The sequence below is a fragment of the Anoxybacillus thermarum genome (genome assembly GCF_000836725.1).
In the GTDB taxonomy this organism is placed as follows: domain Bacteria; phylum Bacillota; class Bacilli; order Bacillales; family Anoxybacillaceae; genus Anoxybacillus; species Anoxybacillus thermarum.
In genome coordinates this window covers 14,687-32,914 of sequence record NZ_JXTH01000030.1, presented here as the reverse complement: position 1 = coordinate 32,914, position 18,228 = coordinate 14,687, and the positions used below count along the sequence as shown (strand labels likewise).

General features: G+C 39.6%; 17 protein-coding genes and 1 pseudogene. 5 read left to right on the top strand and 13 right to left on the bottom strand.

All coding sequences use genetic code 11. The features are described from left to right. The 3 genes and pseudogenes from LH47_RS15225 to hepT all read left to right on the top strand — a co-directional run. Window positions 1–145, top strand: a pseudogene (locus LH47_RS15225) (UPF0236 family protein); the annotation flags it as partial. 1,021 nt (window positions 146–1,166) lie between these two features. Further along, on the top strand, window positions 1,167–1,562 hold the full coding sequence (gene mntA / locus LH47_RS08530) for a type VII toxin-antitoxin system MntA family adenylyltransferase antitoxin (RefSeq protein ID WP_043966550.1): 396 nt from the start codon (window positions 1,167–1,169) through the stop codon (window positions 1,560–1,562). Then, complete coding sequence (hepT, locus tag LH47_RS08525) at window positions 1,552–1,959, top strand: type VII toxin-antitoxin system HepT family RNase toxin (RefSeq protein WP_043966548.1); 408 nt, start codon at window positions 1,552–1,554, stop codon at window positions 1,957–1,959. The genes mntA and hepT overlap by 11 nt, the downstream gene beginning before the upstream one ends. A gap of 117 nt (window positions 1,960–2,076) precedes the next feature. Here the strand turns inward: hepT and LH47_RS08520 are convergent, their stop codons facing one another. Next, the gene (locus LH47_RS08520) at window positions 2,077–2,943 is read right to left on the bottom strand and encodes an Rpn family recombination-promoting nuclease/putative transposase (RefSeq protein WP_043966546.1); all 867 of its coding nucleotides are present in this window, start codon (window positions 2,941–2,943) and stop codon (window positions 2,077–2,079) included. A gap of 200 nt (window positions 2,944–3,143) precedes the next feature. Here LH47_RS08520 and LH47_RS16445 point away from each other — a divergent pair, with 200 nt between their 5' ends. Together LH47_RS16445 and LH47_RS08510 are read left to right on the top strand one after the other, a co-directional pair. Further along, entirely contained in the window at window positions 3,144–3,440 is a 297-nt protein-coding gene (locus tag LH47_RS16445; RefSeq protein WP_128356953.1) for a hypothetical protein, read from the top strand. A gap of 3 nt (window positions 3,441–3,443) precedes the next feature. Then, a complete protein-coding gene (locus LH47_RS08510) occupies window positions 3,444–3,941 on the top strand; it encodes a PIN domain-containing protein (protein WP_043966544.1) in 498 nt (165 codons plus the stop codon). A gap of 511 nt (window positions 3,942–4,452) precedes the next feature. On the opposite strand, the gene LH47_RS08505 is transcribed toward LH47_RS08510, so the two are convergent. The 12 genes from LH47_RS08505 to LH47_RS08455 form a co-directional block, all read right to left on the bottom strand. Then, window positions 4,453–5,379 (bottom strand): restriction endonuclease, encoded by a 927-nt coding sequence (locus LH47_RS08505; RefSeq protein ID WP_035065762.1) that lies wholly within the window; start codon window positions 5,377–5,379, stop codon window positions 4,453–4,455. Between the two features lie 323 nt (window positions 5,380–5,702). Continuing rightward, entirely contained in the window at window positions 5,703–8,372 is a 2,670-nt protein-coding gene (locus LH47_RS08500; protein ID WP_043966540.1) for a DEAD/DEAH box helicase, read from the bottom strand. A 12-nt stretch (window positions 8,373–8,384) separates the two neighbouring features. Further along, entirely contained in the window at window positions 8,385–9,983 is a 1,599-nt protein-coding gene (locus LH47_RS08495) for a site-specific DNA-methyltransferase (protein WP_043966538.1), read from the bottom strand. Window positions 9,984–10,000: 17 nt separating this feature from the next. Beyond that, window positions 10,001–12,874 carry an SNF2-related protein gene (locus LH47_RS08490; protein ID WP_043966536.1) on the bottom strand — a complete coding sequence of 958 codons (2,874 nt, stop codon included), beginning with the start codon at window positions 12,872–12,874 and terminating at the stop codon, window positions 10,001–10,003. Window positions 12,875–13,133: 259 nt separating this feature from the next. Continuing rightward, window positions 13,134–13,424, bottom strand: a complete 291-nt coding sequence (locus LH47_RS08485) for a type II toxin-antitoxin system HicB family antitoxin (RefSeq protein ID WP_235341091.1) — start codon at window positions 13,422–13,424, stop codon at window positions 13,134–13,136. A 60-nt stretch (window positions 13,425–13,484) separates the two neighbouring features. Continuing rightward, window positions 13,485–14,057 (bottom strand): NYN domain-containing protein, encoded by a 573-nt coding sequence (locus LH47_RS08480; protein WP_235341092.1) that lies wholly within the window; start codon window positions 14,055–14,057, stop codon window positions 13,485–13,487. Between the two features lie 282 nt (window positions 14,058–14,339). After that, window positions 14,340–15,095 (bottom strand): HIRAN domain-containing protein, encoded by a 756-nt coding sequence (locus tag LH47_RS08475; RefSeq protein ID WP_043966559.1) that lies wholly within the window; start codon window positions 15,093–15,095, stop codon window positions 14,340–14,342. 39 nt (window positions 15,096–15,134) lie between these two features. Next, window positions 15,135–15,461 carry a HipA domain-containing protein gene (locus LH47_RS08470; RefSeq protein WP_235341090.1) on the bottom strand — a complete coding sequence of 109 codons (327 nt, stop codon included), beginning with the start codon at window positions 15,459–15,461 and terminating at the stop codon, window positions 15,135–15,137. Window positions 15,462–15,580: 119 nt separating this feature from the next. Next, window positions 15,581–15,706 (bottom strand): hypothetical protein, encoded by a 126-nt coding sequence (locus LH47_RS17100; protein ID WP_268751136.1) that lies wholly within the window; start codon window positions 15,704–15,706, stop codon window positions 15,581–15,583. Window positions 15,707–15,774: 68 nt separating this feature from the next. Next, window positions 15,775–16,221 carry a MarR family winged helix-turn-helix transcriptional regulator gene (locus LH47_RS08465; protein ID WP_043966532.1) on the bottom strand — a complete coding sequence of 149 codons (447 nt, stop codon included), beginning with the start codon at window positions 16,219–16,221 and terminating at the stop codon, window positions 15,775–15,777. Between the two features lie 77 nt (window positions 16,222–16,298). Beyond that, window positions 16,299–16,478 (bottom strand): hypothetical protein, encoded by a 180-nt coding sequence (locus LH47_RS16440; protein WP_043966531.1) that lies wholly within the window; start codon window positions 16,476–16,478, stop codon window positions 16,299–16,301. A 90-nt stretch (window positions 16,479–16,568) separates the two neighbouring features. After that, window positions 16,569–18,059, bottom strand: a complete 1,491-nt coding sequence (locus LH47_RS08455) for a malate:quinone oxidoreductase (RefSeq protein WP_043966529.1) — start codon at window positions 18,057–18,059, stop codon at window positions 16,569–16,571. Between the last annotated feature and the right edge of the window lie 169 nt (window positions 18,060–18,228).

Below are 18,228 nucleotides of genomic sequence, written 5' to 3'. Positions count from 1 at the left end.
GTCCAAGCGGGTTGAACAGGCCAAACGGAAGGCAGGACGGTTGTGGGCAGATGTGGTGCGTCAGAATCTACCGTGTCTGCAGCGGTCATCCGGGACGCCGATCCATCAAGCGTTGTCGGCGCTTCGGGATTTTGGTTGGGTGTAAAAAAATGGAATACAATATCATCACTTCAAGATGAGGGATGAGAGTCCAAAAGCGCTTACGATATCAATTCCTGAAAATGGTTCGCTAACTAGTGATTGACAACACCCGTAGTGAACCGAAAAAATGTTCTCCACAAAGTCTTGACTGACTCGATACAAAAATACATTTTTTCACCTCCCATCTAACTATATTATACTATATTTTACTGAATCTATCCTATTTTCAGCAAAATATAGTTAAGGCGATTCATCTCCCACTTACTCCGCTTCGCTTCGCTTCGTTGAAGTGGGAGTCTTCTCGCCTAATTAAGATAAAACCGATTTTATTGTACAGAAAGAGAACGAGAAATGTTGTCGAATACTGTAGAAAAGGATGAATAAATTTGAATATTTTCGCCAAATTAAAAAGAGAGTCCCGAATAGAGCTTCCGTGAAAGCATAGATTGGTTATCTCCATAGAAAAAGAAAAGTGTCCTTGTTATCACTATAAGATAAGGACACCCTTTATAAAATGGTTAACTTTATTATGTAAACAAAAATAACGATGCTAACAAACTTCACAACAAAAGATCGAATCGAAACTTTATCCCTTTTCTTTTTTTGAATAAAAGTTCAATAAGGAGAAAAAAAGCCAGAGTGATTGAAAACGAAACTAAAAGAGTATGTTTTCGTTCATTGACGAACACCTCTTGGATGTATATGTGAATGCGATATTTTTTACTATAAATGAATGTTTGGCAACTATCTCTTCTTCGTCATTCATAACTAGTAATAGCCATTCCCCAAAATCTGACAAAACCAGATCCTCTAGCGACTTATAATTAGTATAACATGTGAATACTTTGAATAATTAAGTAACAAAACACTTCATATGACTGTAGCAAATGGTGATCAAAAGAGGCGGCCATCCTTTGGAATAACGTTGTAATCACATAAAAAACTAAGTTTTCTATAGGGACGTGACACACACAACCGAAAATCATATAATTGTAATAGCATGGAAATAAAAGGACGGTGACCAGATGGAACAAATCATTGTGGAAACATTAAAGAATGCGGTCTCCCCTTCTGTCATTTATTTGTTCGGATCAGCAGCAACAGGACATATTCGCCACGATAGCGACATTGATATTGCTTTTTTGAGCGATGAACGATCATTAGACCACTATGAACGCTTTATGCTCGCGCAACAATTGGCAGAGCGATTACAGCGAGACGTCGATCTCATCGATTTAAAAGAAGCGAGCACCGTTTTTCAAGCACAAATCGTCAGTAGCGGTAAGGTCATCTATTGTGCAAGCGAACAAAAAAGGGCAGAATTTGAATGGCTAGTGCTAAAAATGTATGCAAAACTAAACGAGGAACGAGCAGAGATTTTGCGAAACATTGCGGAAAGTGGGTCGGTTTATGATTCATGATGTCATCCTAAATAAAATCAGTGTCATCGAACGGTGTCTGAAACGCATTCACGAAGAATATGAAAACAACCCAAAACATTTGGAGAATTACACAAAGCAAGATTCCATTGTCCTCAACCTCCAACGGGCGTGTGAAGCAAGCATTGACTTAGCGATGCACGTCGTTGCACAAAAAAAGCTCGGACTGCCACAAACAAGCCGAGACGCTTTTACCCTTTTAGAACAACACGGAATCATCTCTTCATCCTTGTCACAGAAAATGAAAGCGATGGTCGGATTTCGTAATATCGCCGTGCATGACTATCAAGAACTGAACTTGACGATTTTACAAAAAATACTCGACACCCATTTGACAGACTTCACCGAGTTTACGAAAGCAATTGTTGGACAAAAATAGGCGGTGCGAATATGCATCGCCTTAGCAACCACTTTCTAATCCTAATCCCAATGCTTCTTCCACTCATCTAAAAAGGCAGGGAGACGCTGTTGATACAATTTCAGACAAGAGATGACATCACTTCAACCCCTCAATCTCTTCCACAGACAACTCCGTTAGTTCATGAATTGTCTGTACGTCGTAGCCTTTTTCCAGCATCTTTTTCGCGATTTGGCGTTTTTCTTGTTGTAACCCTCGTTCCACGCCTTCTTTCAAACCCTTCTCTAGCGCTTTTTTCTCATATGAAATGATTAAATCCAACACTTGTTCTTTTTCTTTCGTTTCCATTTCATTCACCTCGTTTCGCAATTGTTGTTCTTCTTCATCCGACAGCCTAACATATGTTTCGAAAAAGCCGATTAACAATCGTTGCTTTGCTTCGTCTAATTCCATGCGTACGATCATGCGTAAAAACTGTTTTTTCAGTTCTACCCGTTCACTTTCAGTATACCCCATTTTGCTTAACAGCGCAGCGGCGATTGGGTTGTCGTGGCGAATGTAATCACGCCAGTTTTGTTTGCGCAACTCAACAGTAAGAAATCGGAATTGAAGTACATCGAAAAACGGGAATTGGAGCGTAAACGATGAAGGCTCATAGCGAAGATAGTCGTAGCTAAATACGGCAATCGGCAACATCCGCTTTCGGTATTTTTCAAACAAGCGGCTAAAGTAAATAAACATTCGCTCTGGAAACGATGGCTGCACGTAACTTTGATTTTCGATATGGACAATAATGAGGCTATCCTCCCCTTTCAACTTCGTCTGAACAAGCAAATCGACGCGATACTTCTCCCCCGCCGTCACATCGGTGAACAATTCTTCCGACAAAAACGACACGTGCTGAAAGTCGATATGCTCATGCACATGCGGGAAAAAAAGAAGAAGAAACTCTTCAAAAAACGTCGTAATCAACTCTTTAAACAACCGATCATGGTCAATGGCCATATATGCACCTCGCTTTCTATTTTGTGGTGTATTTTCGACAAAATTGGTGATGTTCCTTCTTTAGAAATGGAAAAAGCAGAGAGAAAACTATCACTCCCTGCTTCTACAAATCTCGGCATGCTTCGGGGCGGTGGCACCGTATCATGACTTCTTGAAATATGGTATAATGTGTATAAAACCTCAACCAAGGTGGGATACAAATGAGAACTAACAAAAAAGGGAACCGTGGCGCCTATCATATAACAACTGGAACAGCAAAACGACCAATTTTAAAGAGAATCGTGCGTCAGAACCGTCATCATTACCGAATCGAAGTGCCTGTTCTAACAGAAGGGCAAATGAAGGAGGTCATTCAAGTGCGACCTGAAAAGAAAAAACTAACCAAAGAAGAAAAAAAAGCGTTACACAAACGTCTAGCTGGTAGTGGAAAGTTATTTAGCAAAGAAGGCGTGTTGGAATCATTGAGAATTGCAAACAGGGAAGAGTGGGAGGATTAAGCAGTGTCAACAAAAATACTAATTGATACAAATATATATGCGGCACATGAAATGAGTTACCCTGATGCAGTGGAGTTCATCGAACAGCTAATTGAAGATGAGGCAGAGATTATTATGACTACCTTGATTGAGATGGAGATCATGTCTCATTTCGAAATCGAAACAGATCCTGACATAAGAGAAAATAGAAAAGGATATATTCAACTGGCTGATCAAATTTATGACATCACTAGAGAAGATACAGAGCTAGCAGCTGACATAAGAAGGAAAGCAAGAGCCGATCGTACACGCAAAAAGAGTATTAAAGCACCAGACGCTCTTGTTGCAGCTGCAGCTCTTATACATAATGCCACATTAGTTAGTAATAACGATAAAGACTTTCGCTGGATTCGAGAGAACTATACTTATAAAGATCGAAAGTTAAATTATGTAAATCCCATAATGGATAAGAAAGCTTACGGCGAATTTGTCAAAGCCTATATCGAAAGCAGAGGGGTTTAGAAAGAACGTTAGCATTTTTATTCGAACATATTACCCTTTACGTATTACACGACATCTCCATTAACGACATTCGTGACCTCATCACCAAAATATTCTCAAAATACTCCTTCCGCAACAAGATATTTCTCAACCCGCTTGCTGCAATGTGAAAACGCAAAATACACTTTTTCAACAGCGAGAACAAAAACAGCCAACCCTAATCGTATCGCAGGCGTCCCTAAAGGAACAATTTGAATTTCAAAATGTGAAGGCACATTTCCTACAATAAAAAGTAAAGAGAGTCAAAGATCACGGAGGAGTACACGCGCTATGACTCTCTATTTCTACAAATCTCGCCAATCCTCGGGGCGTGACAGGCACCGTACCAGTATATCCATTCTTTCCCGTTGTTTTCGCGGGCGTAGTCGGAAACGTGTTGGCACCAAGTGATCGCTGCTTTAGCTTTTGCTCTAACTTCTTTATCGTCTTCAATTTTGTTTTCGGGGCATAAGCACCAAACCGAGTTGGCCGATCAAATCTCCTCGTCTCCAAAATAATCGATATCAATTCTTTTAACAATATATCTTGCTTGTTCTGATACTCCAATATCGTGGTCAATCATTAATTGAGCAAGTCTTTCGCCATCAATTAAAACAATTTTCTTTTCAATGACTTTCACGTAGTCCTTTGCTTCTTGCGAGAATGTTGAGGTCGTAATGAGAACCCCTTTCCTTGCTCTTTGCCCTTCTAAGCTGCCAGCAAACGCTTGAACAACGGGACGACCAACAGTATTTTCCCAACGTTTAGCTTGAATGTAAACGACGTCCAACCCTAGTTTGTCCTCATTGATAATACCATCAATTCCTTCATCCCCACTTTTCCCGATCGCACGTCCTGCATCGCTCCGCGAGCCACCGTATCCCATAGCTACTAACAAGTCGACCACAAGTTTTTCAAAAAATGCTGGGGAACATTTTTTGATGCGCTCGAGCAGTTCATTTGCGAGTTCCTGTCTTAAAGTTTGGTAACTAGATTCGAGAATCTCTTCTGGAGTCCCATTCGTACTGTAAACAACAGACATTGTCTTATCTTTACTATCTCCATTTTCATTTTTTGTGGCATTTCTAAACTCAATAAATTCAGGAAATTGCTCTAAGTATTTCACGTCGATGGCAGGCGGATTGCTTTTCAAAACATCCAGACCGCGTTCAGTAATAATGAAAATCCCTCTCGAAACATTTTTAAGGAGTCCCGCTTTTTTTAAATAAGTTCTTGCCCATCCAACTCGATTTACAAACTTCGATTGTCTTCCACTGGGCAAAAGCTCTTTTTGCTCTTCTTTTGAAAGGTTAAACTCCGATGCTAATTTTTCCATGATTTCTTTTAAACTGTGCTCTTTCTGATCACCTAAAATTTTTAGTAATGGAAGCATGAAGCTTTGATAATCCGGAACAGCCACCATCTTCACCTCTTTGTGCATTCGATCGTTATAAATTTTTTGTGATCATTTTTCTTCGTAAAGGATAGTATCCCCTATATCAGCGCGCGTACTTGCATCAGCAACAGCATTAAATAATAGTGATCGATTTTATAAATGTACCTAAGTTTAACTACGATATGGGAAAGTCCCCATACCACTCTCTACTCTCGTTAAAAACGTCTATCCTTATCCTACATAAATTCCACAAAAAATTCTGTCGAATCTTGTCATAAAATAAAAAAAGACAGAAGTTTTAGCAACTTCTGTCGTAAATAGATATGGCTGAGTTGTATCTTCCTTCGCTAATTTTGTCTGTATAGTGCCTCCAACCCTTTTATCGTCTTATTCGAATCAACATCATCGTGTGGGATTAGCAAGTATACCCATTCTTTCCCGCTGTTTTCGCGGGCGTGGTCGGAAGCGTGTTGGCACCACGTGATCGCTGCTTTCGCTTTCGCTTTGACTTCTTTATCGTCTTCGATTTTATTGGCCGCTTTGATCTCACATATATACATTTTGTCAATCGTTTCAACAATAAAGTCTGGAATGTATGCCTTTGTCTGGTTGTAGTAAATTTTGATATGGTTTTGCGTTGGTTTCAGCCATTTTAAAACGGATGGATCGCTTTCACAAATGGTAGCGAATTTTCGTTCTGCGTCGGACTCGAATTTTTGCGTTCGATATAAGCATTTTGTAAAGCCGCCAAAGCACATGCCACGAATCGAGGATTTATTCGTAATAGGTTGGCGAAAATCGCGCACTTCTTCATCAGCATCGACGGTTACTACGTTGCTCTTTAATGTGTCGAATCCTACCCGAACAATCACTTCATAATTCGTTTGCTCTTCATAATAATGTGCTTTCATTTGTACATAAATAAGTTGAGCTAGTCGTTGTGCATTGTAAATAACAACATTTTTTACATCATCCTCTTTCAAATAACTACGAAGATAATCAATGAGTTGTCCTGATAGTTTATATAACAATTCCGCATGGTCATCATACGAAATGTTCGGATAATCTATGAGATGAAACACAATATAATTTTCTAAATGCTCTTCTGTTCCTTGGACGTCTTTTTTGATTTGTAATAATTCCCGTTCATGAGTACGTAAATGCTCAATTAAAATATTTTCCGCAACTGGTTGCAATTTCGGAATCGCACTACAATCTAAATCAAAATCGTGATACCCCCATGAAATGTCGCCTGTCGGTTGTAAAATCACCCTTGGAATTTCAATCGACAAATCAGGAATTAACTCAACCGCCTGTGCGACCATGTTTTCCACGATTTTTTGCGGCTCTTCTTCAAACCAAGACAACTGGGACGATGTATAAAGTTCATTGACTTCATGAATGATCTGCTGTTGGACTGACGGGTCTTTTAATTGCTTGGAACTATACAACGTTTGTTTATTCGCAATCGTTTTCACCACAGTTTCTGCAATGCTTTTCCTCAGTTCAATTTTCTTTTCTTCCTCAGGAGTAACGGGTTTATTTTCACCAACAAGTTGTTCAATAAGTGTAGCTTCTACTTTTGATTCCACAACAACGATTTTCTTCTCTGTCTGCGCTATATCACGGCCAATGACAACACCACGGCGGATAACAGAATTAGGGTTGTTCGCTTCATCAATAATTTCTTGGAATTTATCATGGGCAATAATCGTTAAACGATCAACCGCTGGCACACCTGTTCGTTTTCCATACGGAAGACGAAGACCGCGGCCAATCGATTGTTCAACTAGCGTCTTTGAGTTTGCCGCACGAAGTGGAATAATCGTATATAAATTGGTGACGTCCCAACCTTCCTTTAACATATTCACATGGATAACAATTTCTACTTTTGAATGAGGGTCTTCAAGTGCTAACAGTTCCTTAATGGTTTCATCTTTTTCTTCCCCACGCTGATTGGAATGAACGGTAATGACTTTTCCTTTATAACGCCCCTCAAAAAAATCGTCGCTTTCCATCATATTCATGAGATCTTCTGCATGTTTTGTATCTTGAGCCACAACAAGAATAAACGGCTTTACTAATTTTTCGTTATTTTCACGCGCATATAATTCTAATTCTAGTTTTGTTTCCTCATGAACTCGAACGCCGTCTTCAAGTTTTAACCGTTCTAACTGCTCCTGATTTAATTTCTCTGGATTAAAGTTTTCTCTCGTGGCAACCGCAGGTTCTTTTACATACCCATCTTCCATCGCTTTATAAAGAGGGTAGCTGTAAATCACGTTTTTAAACGGAATCGTTTTGCTTCCGCTCTCGACTTGCGGCGTCGCGGTTAATTCCAAACCGAGAATCGGGTTTAACTCGTTAATCGCTTTTACCCCTGCCGTTGCACGATAGCGATGCGATTCGTCCATTAGAAGCACAAGATCAGGAAGCGATTTTAAATAATCGTAATAGCTCTGTCCTAAATATTCGCTTAACCGTTTAATACGCGGCGATTTTCCTCCCCTTACTTCGCTGTTAATCTTAGATATATTGAAAATATTAATATTTACAGCTAGAGGATCTTCTAAAAAGAGGGCTTGTTGTTCATAGTTATCCCCTGTAATAATATTTGGCTGTTTATTTGCGAACGATGAAAGCCCCTTAAATACATACTTTGGTGTATTTGGTGTAAAATCTTGAATTAATTTTTCATAAATCGTTAAGTTCGGTGCTAACACAAAGAAGTTGCGAATTTTTTTCGCCATATGTAAATAAGCAATAAACGCCCCCATCAGCCGTGTTTTCCCGACGCCTGTTGCCAAAGCAAAGCAGAGCGAAGGAAATTCGCGTTCAAAATCTGTTACGCTTGGAAAGTTCGCGTTAACAGCAGATAACTTCTCTTGTAATGATTGGGGAGCGTTTTGTTTATTTAAGCCGAAGTGCTCAATCACTTCGGCAAGAATTTCTAACGACTCTTTCTGTGGTTTGCGCAGGCTAAGACGGGATGAAATAGCGTTAACGATACGATTCATGACCTCTTCCCCCTAAAATAGCTCCAATTGTTCTGGTTCTCTTTCTTTCATTGGCAAATTATTTACATTCAAGCTGTAATCATCACGGCCAAATTCGCATTTATTTAAAATTGCTTGTGGCAATTTTTTAATGGTGATTTGCGGAAATTCATCGACATTGACATTGTATGCCTTGCAGCAAATTAACAGCGTTTCATTTTCTTTCATTTGTTCTACAATGCCAGCGACCATTTGGTGAGTGACAAGCTGCGTTGTTGTGAAAATAAAATCATTTTCTGTCGATTGACCTTGTTTCCAAAAGACGTGCGGGTCTGGATTGTACGTAAATCCCTCATGTTTACACATCGCTTCCGCAAGCATTTCGGCATTATATTCTGGGTTGATAATCCAATTGCCGAATTTGTCTTTCTTTAATAAGCTTGGCGCTAGTTTATAATAGCGGAAACCGCCGCCGCCTTGCCAATTGACAGCTTTACTAATTCCGCCTTGATCCGTTCCATCAATCACTCGCTTCATCCGTGGAATAATATGCGTATGGCAATGTTCGCCAAGCTCAATCATAATCCAACGTCGCCCCATCTTATGCGCCACCGCCCCAGTCGTACCAGAGCCGGCAAAAGAATCAAGAACCCAGTCGCCTTCGTTAGTTGCTAAATGAATAATTCGTTGTATTAAACGTTCGGGTTTTGGAGTTGCAAATACATCTTGGTTATTAAATGATTTCACTTCTTTTTTGGCTTCTTGATTATCTCCAACCTCATCTCTAAACCACAAGGTTGTTGGTACAAAGCCGTCTTGAACATCAGAAAGAAATCTTTTAAAGCGTGGAATATTATTTCCGTCTTTTCCAAACCAAATCCTATTATCATCGATTAATTCTTTAAATTTCTCTTTTGAAAATCTCCAACTTGTCCCTGGAGGTGGCCAAACTTCACGCCCAGATGGCGTAGTAATAGGATATATATCCTTTGGGTTAGGTGTTTTGGCATGACAAGGACCAGATGTCCAAGGTCCTCGCGAATCATTATCTGGATTCGCATACCCTTTTAAGCTCTCCTCTGTTCTCGGTAATAGATTTGGTCTCCAAACGTTTTTGTTCTTAGCCCAAACTAATATAAAATCATGATTATCCGAAAACCATCTTGCGTCATTACTTCTTGTATGTTTTTTATGCCATACACAAGTGGCTACAAAATTTGAGCGCCCAAAAATCTCATCACCCATTACTTTAAGATAATGTCCCTCATCATCATCTATACTAATCCAGATACTACCTTCCTCTGATAGAAGCGTTTTCAACAACTCTAAACGTTGTTTCATCAATGTTAACCAAATACTATGCTCCAATCCATCATCATAATGCTCAAACGCATTCCCTGTATTATACGGCGGATCAATGTAAATACACTTAATCTTCCCTGTAAATTCTTGCTCCAATGCTTTCAGCGCCAGCAAGTTGTCCCCAAAAATCAACCGATTATCGAAAATATCATTTTCTGTTACCCGTTCTTTCGCGTGATAAGAAAGCTCCGGATCTTCAAGAAGAATACGCGGTTCGAGCTTTGGCTGTTCGCCTTTGCCAATCCACGTTAACTCTAGTTTTTGTGCCAATGTACTCCCTCCTGTTGCTATACGATTCTCCATTTGATTGTAAAAAGATGCTCTGTCTTGGTTCGTTGTTCGAGTTTTTTCTCGATTTCTTCAAACAGCCGATCTTTTTGTTCATCAATTTCATCTTGCTGGTCATAGAGATTTCGCCGCATCTCATTGCGCTTCTTTTCCAATTCTTTAATTTGCTTGTTTTTTTCCAGCTTTTCAGCTAAGTTGCGTGTAAGTTTTGCTTCTCGTTTCAAATGTTCAATTTCTACCGTCATTTCATCTATATCTTTTTCAAGTTTATTTTTCAAGTCTTGTGACCATTTTTCCAGCTTTTCTAACTCTGAATCAAGATAAGCAGATGCCCTTTCCATAATTTCATTTAAAATTGCTTCTTGTTGTCCTTGGCTAATCCGTCGAAGCGTATTGCAAACCGACTCGGAAAGCTCAATCGCTTCCCCCTCAACAGCAGGAAGTTCAAAGATTTTTTCGCACATTTCTTGATCGAGTTGCTCTCCTTCTAAATCAATCGCTGAAAAAACAAGGTGCTGTTCATTTTCTAGCGATTGTACATGAAGCAAATCTAACGATAGCCATCCTTCTTTTCCTATCAATTGCTCTAAAATACTAACTTTTCCTTCATAATCAGAATAACGGAATGTAATTTCTTTTGGTATAAGTTTTCTCTTCTTTGCCTGCTCAATCCATTTCTGTGCAAGCGGATGAGAAAAACGATAGTGATGGACATTCGCTCTTTCTTGCTTTTTCGCTTGCGATATCATTTGATATGTTTCATGCTCTTTGACAAAACTCAATGTTTCATCATCAAACGTTGCTTCCCTCGCACCTTCATATTTCGATAAGTTCCAAAGGTAACGTTCCATACGATTGAGATGTAAGCTTGTTTGATGATAATGGTCTCTTAGTTTCTCTCTTACCTCATCATCGAAGTTTTCCAATAGATGCATACGTGTTTCTTTCATTTTTAATTGAATTTGCTCATCTAACTCCGCTTGCAAGTTTTTAAACGCTTGTTCAATTTCTTCCGCCGTGCGACACGTCTGATAAATTTGTTGAATTCGTTTTTCAAAATCGACACCTGATTCAAGCGCACCTAGCACTTCATCCGAAGAGCCAAAAACTCCTTCAAACAATCGGAACTTTTCAGAAAGAATTTCATACACTTTTTTATCCGCTTCGTTTTTATGGTTCAAAAAGTTAATGACAACGACATCATGGGTTTGTCCATATCGATGGCAGCGACCAATCCGCTGCTCAATCCGCTGTGGATTCCAAGGCAAATCATAGTTAACGACTAAACTACAAAATTGCAAGTTAATCCCTTCTGATGCTGATTCTGTCGCAATCATAATCGACGCTTGTTCTTTGAAATATTCAACAAGAGCTGCACGCATATCGGCTGTTTTTGAGCCGGTAATTTTATCATCGTGCTGATGTTTTTCTAACCATTGTTCATAAATTTGCTTTGCCTGTTCATCTTGGTTTTCTCCATTAAATAACACAATCTTGCCAGCGTAGCCGTTGCGCTCGAGAAATTCACGCAAATAAGCTTGCGTTCGTCGTGATTCGGTAAAGATGACCGCCTTTTCGTTTGCACCTAACATTCTTAATTTTTCAAATCCTTTTTCAAGCGCAATTAACAATGCTTCCGCTTTTGAATTTTCTTTAATCGATTTAGCTACTAAGTAATATTCTTCTAATTCTTGTTTTTCTTCTTGAATAAGGCGTTTCATTTCATCTAGCGATAATTCACCTATGTATGATGACTGTTCCTCTTCTTCCCACTCTTCCATTGTATCATCAAATTCATCAACATCTGCGTAAACGCCCGAATGCTCTGCGGCTATTTCTGTTTTTCCTCGCTCTAGTTCCAGTAGTAACTGCTCAAGTCGTTTAATTAGAGAAAGCAATGTGTCAGAAATAGCAAAGGAAGAAGATGCCAGCAATTTCCGGACAACTAATGTCATTAATGCCCTTTGGCTTGTTGGTAACGCAAAAAGTTGTTCTCTCTGTAAGTATGCAGAGACTTTTTCGTACAGTTCCCATTCCGTATTCGTTGGCATAAACTCCTGAGTAATCGGAATACGCTGTGTATAATTCACATACTCGGTAACTTGCCGTCTTAACGTACGATGGCAAACAGGTTTAATACGTTGTTTTAAATCAATAAAATCTATTTCCGACATTTCTTTCGCACCGCGGGCAAATTGACGTCTAAATGTTGTTTCATCTCCAAAAATATGAGGGTCGATAAAGCTAATAAGCCCGTACAATTCCATTAAAGAATTTTGTAATGGTGTTGCCGTCAATAAGATTTTCGGATAGCCAGCTGTTGCTGCTCGTAATGTACGTCCGATTTTATTTGATTTTTTATACACATTCCGCATACGATGCGCTTCGTCAAAGATAATTAAATCCCAATTTACTTTTTGTAGCATATCCGCTTTATTTCGAGCGTATTGATACGAAGTAATCACAATTTGATCTTGTTGTAAGAAAGGATTCCGATGACCAGAACGTACCATCTCGTTGAAGTTTTTACTTTCTAGAATAATCGAGGGGATATAAAATTTTTCCCATAACTCTTGATTCCATTGTTTCCGAAGCGGTGGAGGAACAATAACAAGTATGTGACGCTCTCTTTCTGCCCACAATTGACTAATAATGAGCCCTGCTTCGATCGTTTTTCCTAATCCTACTTCATCGGCTAAAATCGCTCCTCTCTCAAGCGGGGCGCGAAAAGCGAATAAAGCCGCCTCTACCTGATGAGGGTTTAAATCAACTGTCGCGTTAATTAAAGACTGGCTTAACCGACCGATCGAGTGAGAAGAATGTTGCCTAGTTAATTCGTAAGCAAAGTATTGGCTTTGATATGGTGTTGTCACTACAAAAACCCCCTATATATCCGAACAACCTATCTATGTCTTATTATACCCGACATTATTTTACAAGAACAGACATTCGACAAAACATGACATTTCTATATTTGTCATTTTAAAAAAACAGAATCCCCCTCCCTCGTTGTCAAGGAAGAGGGCATTTCACTCTCGTAAATACACAAATACTTCTTTCATGCATCTTGCAGAACTTGCGAACCGTTCACATGCTGTTCTTTCAATAAATCATCAAACCTTTTTGGAATGGTTAGCGTCTTTTTTCCATTTCATAGCGAAAAGGCGGCATCCATACTTCAATGAATACGATCACTTGATGATTTTTTGTTTGAATGTCCGGTAATTCGGAAGGCTCAGGAATCGCTTCATTCTCCTGTTCTAATCCGTATAAATGCAATGCTAACGCTTCTTTTGCCATTTGCCGCGCTTCTTCTTCTGTATCGCCACACGTGAAACATCCAGGAAGATCAGGGAATTCCACAGATATTCCGTCACTGTCATCATCGAAAATAGCCGGATAAATATAGCGGTCTTTTTTCATATACACTGTCCTCTCTATTGGAGCATAGATTCGTTTCAATGACCAATGTAATACACTATGTCATGATCCTCTTTTAATACTATGGATGAAGTCCTTGTTGATCAACCTCCGATCATCTACAATATCCAACAGTTCATCGTGCGGGCGAATGTCGTCGCTTTCATCAGAATAATACAGAGTAATATGCGCCCCTTCTGATTGTGCAATTTGCAACGCTGGCAAAAAGTCGCTATCCCCTGTTAAAAGAGCTGCATGGGTAATCAGTTTTTTCGTACTATGCATAACTAAGTCTGTCGCTAGCATAACATCGACACGCTTTTGCTCAAACACCGGAAAACCGCGATCATCAATACCGCGAAATGCAAGTTTTCCTTCCCGAACAGTGAAGCTTTCTAGCCTGTTCAATCTTTTGAAAAAACTTTGAGCATTGGAAAAATACTCTTTTTCCTCTGAAGATGGATTTGGAGATTGATAAGGGAGACAGTGATAGTAGTACGTTCTCAGAAGCAAGTGGTCGTTAGCCATAGCTGCAGCAAGCTTGCTGTAATCAATTTTGGCTTTTCCATGCCATTTCAATACGTTGTCAAGATACCCGCCGTCAATAAATAGGGCGATTCGTGAATACAAAAACATCCCTCCCCACATGAAAAACAAAAGGAGCGACATGATGCCGCTCCCCTTCTTGACCTGTCATCCATATGAACGACAGCGTTTATTCTATGCACAATTATACAGCAAAAACTCGACACGTCAAGACATATCATCATTACAACGATAGATGCTAAAACAAAAAACCCATAGCCACTCCCGCTATGGATCCATTCCACAAAACTTCATGAAAATTTTCACTCTCGCATCTCCAACAAGGGCGATGGCTGCCTGTTCCATCCTCTGAAAGCTTTGCGTTATTTTCTACTACACCGTAACGACTAACTCCATATCATGCACCATGTCTCGTTGAAGCTTTTTCATTGTTGGCGTCAGCGTTCCGTGTACATAAACGTTTACTTTTAACTGCGGATTAGCATTTGGATGAATAAATTGGATATTTGCTTTATATGTTCCGCCACTTTCGTCAATAAGCCGAAACATAAATTCGCTATAAAAAGCGGGGACATATCCTAATTTTTCGCCTTGTTTCGTCAATACGACAACCGCTTTCGGATCTTTTTCATTTGTCGGTTCTAGTTGAAGCGTCACGTCATCCCCCACTTGCAACCGATCAAGTACTCGTTCCCCTTCATAATATCTCCATCCAGCAATGTAAAAATCAAAGTCAAACTCATTGCCATATACATAAATGGGTGGTACAAACTCATACGTATCAGTCGCAAGTCTTCCAACGGTCGCACGTAATAAATCCATATTTGTATAATCGTCGGATAAGCCGTGTGCCCTTAGAATTTCTTGAAAATCTGGACGACGACGATCAGGCAAACGTCTTTCGAAAGGACCAAACAAACGCTCGGATACATAAACTTTATTTACATCTGGGAAAGCTAAATGTAGATGATATCCGTTTTTTAATGCTTCGATAACTCCTCTTCTCTTCGCATGTTTCTCATAATAAAACATGTATTTTCCTTCATGATGCACTAAATTGCCTACATGATATCGCTGACGAGTACGTTCGTTTTGCCAAATAAGCCAAAGTACAAAAGGTCGACTCATCCTTTCACCTCCATATTATATTCAAAAAATCGTAATAATTTAAGTTATAGCGATCAAAATCTCCCGCCATCGTAAAAATAAATCCCTACCTTCGTAAAACTCCGAATTAGCAACAACGAAATTTTCCAGTAAACAACCTGTTAAACCATTATAAGTTGCTAAATGTGCTTTCATTGTGTTTATCCCTATCAACTTCCCTAACTTTGAAGCAACAACTTCTGCCCACGCTTCTCCTGTATTTTCTTTCGGAATTTTGAACAAATATCGTTTTTCGTTATATGGACTAACTAACCAAAACTTTTGTCTTGTTCCAGATGCTTGTCTTTTATCATCTTTTTCCCAATGGCTAACGTCTAGTATATTCACAAACCCCATTCCTTTTTGACCACTTATCTCATAATTTTCTCATTTATTTCTTTACTTCGTCATCCTCACCAAAAATCCTGCCCATGCAAAAAACACCAGGCCCCCCTGGTGCTTTGTTGCTAGCAACATGTTTGTTGGTCTTCTTTCCCTTCGCAACAATCTTCCTTTTTCTCGTCATCTTTAACCTCGATAATTTGCACATCGCAACAACCTTTTTCTTTTTGTGTAAATAATTTTTTGAACATATGAATCTCCTTCTTTTATTTGCATTATGCAACTATTTATTCAAGCAATAGGCAAGATTCCTCTTGCCTTAAAACAGCGGTTTGCAACAAATGCTTGATTTTTCCATACATTCGTTCAATAAGCGAATGGAACGAAGGACGGTTTCGCGCTCAAATTCGCTCATATGCGAAAATACTTCTCCTAAATATTCGTTCACTTCTGCGTCAATTTTCGCGGTGACGTATTTCCCTTCCGGCGTTAACGATAAAATGTAGACGCGGCGGTCTTGCGGGTACGGTGTTTTTTTCACTAAATTCATTTTGACAAGCGTTTGAATTTGTCGGCTGAACGTTGTAATATCCATCGCTATCGCATCTGCCACTTGTTGCATCGACGGTTCGTTCATGCGGTCGATTTCGTATAAAATGTGGCTTTGCACAAGCGATAATTCAATCCCGCCAACGGCGCAGCAGTTGCGGTCTAACAACCCAAGCCGTTTCGTCATCGTGTGAAATAGTTCGCGAACATTTTCCATTTTCTCACCTCTTGCTTTTATTATAGCTTATTATTTGCATTTTGCAACTAAAAAACCAAAAAATATTTTTTCCTCGTTCATAACATCCCAATCCATACGTACATAAAGAAAAAAACAAAAATCGCTGTGTACACTGTACCTAACACCGTTTCGTTATGAATATCACGGCCTTGGTGCAATTTTTTCAACAGCAATGCCAAATTAAAAAACCATAAACCTGCGATAATCGGTAAAACCACAAAGCAAAGGTAAATCATTCACTCATCCCCCTTTTTCCCCATTATAACAAATGCATGCACGATCGCTACAAAAAAAGACAGAAGTCCACCGACTTCCGCCTTTTATGTTTATGCAATTTGAAGTGGCATATTTTCTTTTAGGCCAAGCGTTTGAGCAGCGAGCGTTTGGACATCGCGTAAAAGCGCTTCGTTTTTCATTAGCGATACACCATATGATGGGATCATCTCTTTAATTTTCGCTTCCCATTGTTTCATTTCGTTCGGGAAGCATTTTTCAATCACTTCAAGCATGACGTGAACAGCTGTTGAAGCACCCGGTGATGCCCCAAGTAGCGCAGCAACCGAGCCGTCGTGTGCGGCAACAACTTCCGTACCGAATTGAAGCGTACCTTTGCCGCCCGCTTCCGTATCTTTAATGACTTGTACACGCTGACCAGCAATAATGACATCCCAATCTTCACTTTTCGCATGCGGGATAAATTCGCGCAATTCTTCCATCCGTTGTTCTTTCGATAACATGACTTGTTCAATTAAATATTTTGTCAACGCCATGTTTTTCGCTCCTGCCGCGAGCATCGTCAACACATTATGTGGCTTAACAGACGTAATTAAATCGAACATCGATCCGTTCTTTAAAAACTTCGGCGAAAAGCCAGCGAACGGCCCGAACAATAACATTTTTTTACCGTCAATAAAACGTGTATCGAGATGTGGAACAGACATTGGAGGTGCACCAACTTTCGCTTTGCCGTACACTTTCGCATGATGTTGCGCGATAATGTCTGGATTGTTGCACACCATAAATAGTCCGCTTACTGGGAAGCCACCGATTCCTTTTCCTTCAGGGATACCTGACTTTTGTAACAAATGCAGGCTTCCGCCACCTGCCCCGATAAAGACGAACTTCGCGCGATGAACTTCAACTTCACCAGTCGCTAAATTGCGCACTTTTACTTCCCATAAGTTGTCACTTGTTCGTTTCATATCCTCTACATGATGCTTATAATACAAATTCACATGTTTATGCTCTAAATGTTCAAATAACATGCGCGTTAAAGCGCCAAAGTTGACGTCCGTTCCCGCTTCAATCCGCGTCGCTGCAATCGGTTCTGTCACGATGCGGTCTTCCATCATTAGCGGAATCCACTCTTTTAATTTTTGTGGATCGTCAGAAAACTCCATCTCTTTAAACAAAGGATTATCTACCATTTGTTCAAACCGCTTCTTCAAAAACGCAACATTTTCTTCCCCTTGCACGAAACTCATATGCGGAATTGGCATAACAAAGTCCTTCGGGTTGCGAATGTGCTTATTTTGAACGAGATAAGACCAAAATTGGAGCGACTCTTGAAACTGTTCGTTAATTTTGATCGCTTTGCTTACATCAATTGATCCGTCCGCCTTCTCTACTGTGTAGTTTAGTTCACAAAGTGCAGCATGACCGGTTCCGGCATTGTTCCATTCGTTCGAACTTTCATCTGCTGGTTGATCTAATCTCTCAAATACAGCAATATCCCACTCTGGTGCTAATTCTTTTAACAACGTCCCTAAAGTCGCACTCATAATCCCCGCACCAATTAAAATGACATCTGTTTTCATCATTGGCCCCCCTAAATCCGATCGATTCGATCAAAAACTTCTCCGTATTTATTATAACACATTTCAATTATAGTATGTCACTATTATTATTAACTTTACAAACGTGGTTATATAATTAAATCAAAATACTTCTACACTCACATATGTTCAAAAAAAGAAACAATATTCT

Coding starts and splice junctions, on each gene's coding strand:
- mntA (WP_043966550.1), top strand. CDS start 1,167: ATGGAACAAATCATTGTGGAAACATTAAAGAATGCGGTCTCCCCTTCT.
- hepT (WP_043966548.1), top strand. CDS start 1,552: ATGATTCATGATGTCATCCTAAATAAAATCAGTGTCATCGAACGGTGT.
- LH47_RS08520 (WP_043966546.1), bottom strand. CDS start 2,943: ATGGCCATTGACCATGATCGGTTGTTTAAAGAGTTGATTACGACGTTT.
- LH47_RS16445 (WP_128356953.1), top strand. CDS start 3,144: ATGAGAACTAACAAAAAAGGGAACCGTGGCGCCTATCATATAACAACT.
- LH47_RS08500 (WP_043966540.1), bottom strand. CDS start 8,372: ATGAATCGTATCGTTAACGCTATTTCATCCCGTCTTAGCCTGCGCAAA.
- LH47_RS08485 (WP_235341091.1), bottom strand. CDS start 13,424: ATGAAAAAAGACCGCTATATTTATCCGGCTATTTTCGATGATGACAGT.
- LH47_RS08480 (WP_235341092.1), bottom strand. CDS start 14,057: ATGTTTTTGTATTCACGAATCGCCCTATTTATTGACGGCGGGTATCTT.
- LH47_RS08475 (WP_043966559.1), bottom strand. CDS start 15,095: ATGAGTCGACCTTTTGTACTTTGGCTTATTTGGCAAAACGAACGTACT.
- LH47_RS17100 (WP_268751136.1), bottom strand. CDS start 15,706: ATGTTCAAAAAATTATTTACACAAAAAGAAAAAGGTTGTTGCGATGTG.
- LH47_RS08465 (WP_043966532.1), bottom strand. CDS start 16,221: ATGGAAAATGTTCGCGAACTATTTCACACGATGACGAAACGGCTTGGG.
- LH47_RS16440 (WP_043966531.1), bottom strand. CDS start 16,478: ATGATTTACCTTTGCTTTGTGGTTTTACCGATTATCGCAGGTTTATGG.
- LH47_RS08455 (WP_043966529.1), bottom strand. CDS start 18,059: ATGAAAACAGATGTCATTTTAATTGGTGCGGGGATTATGAGTGCGACT.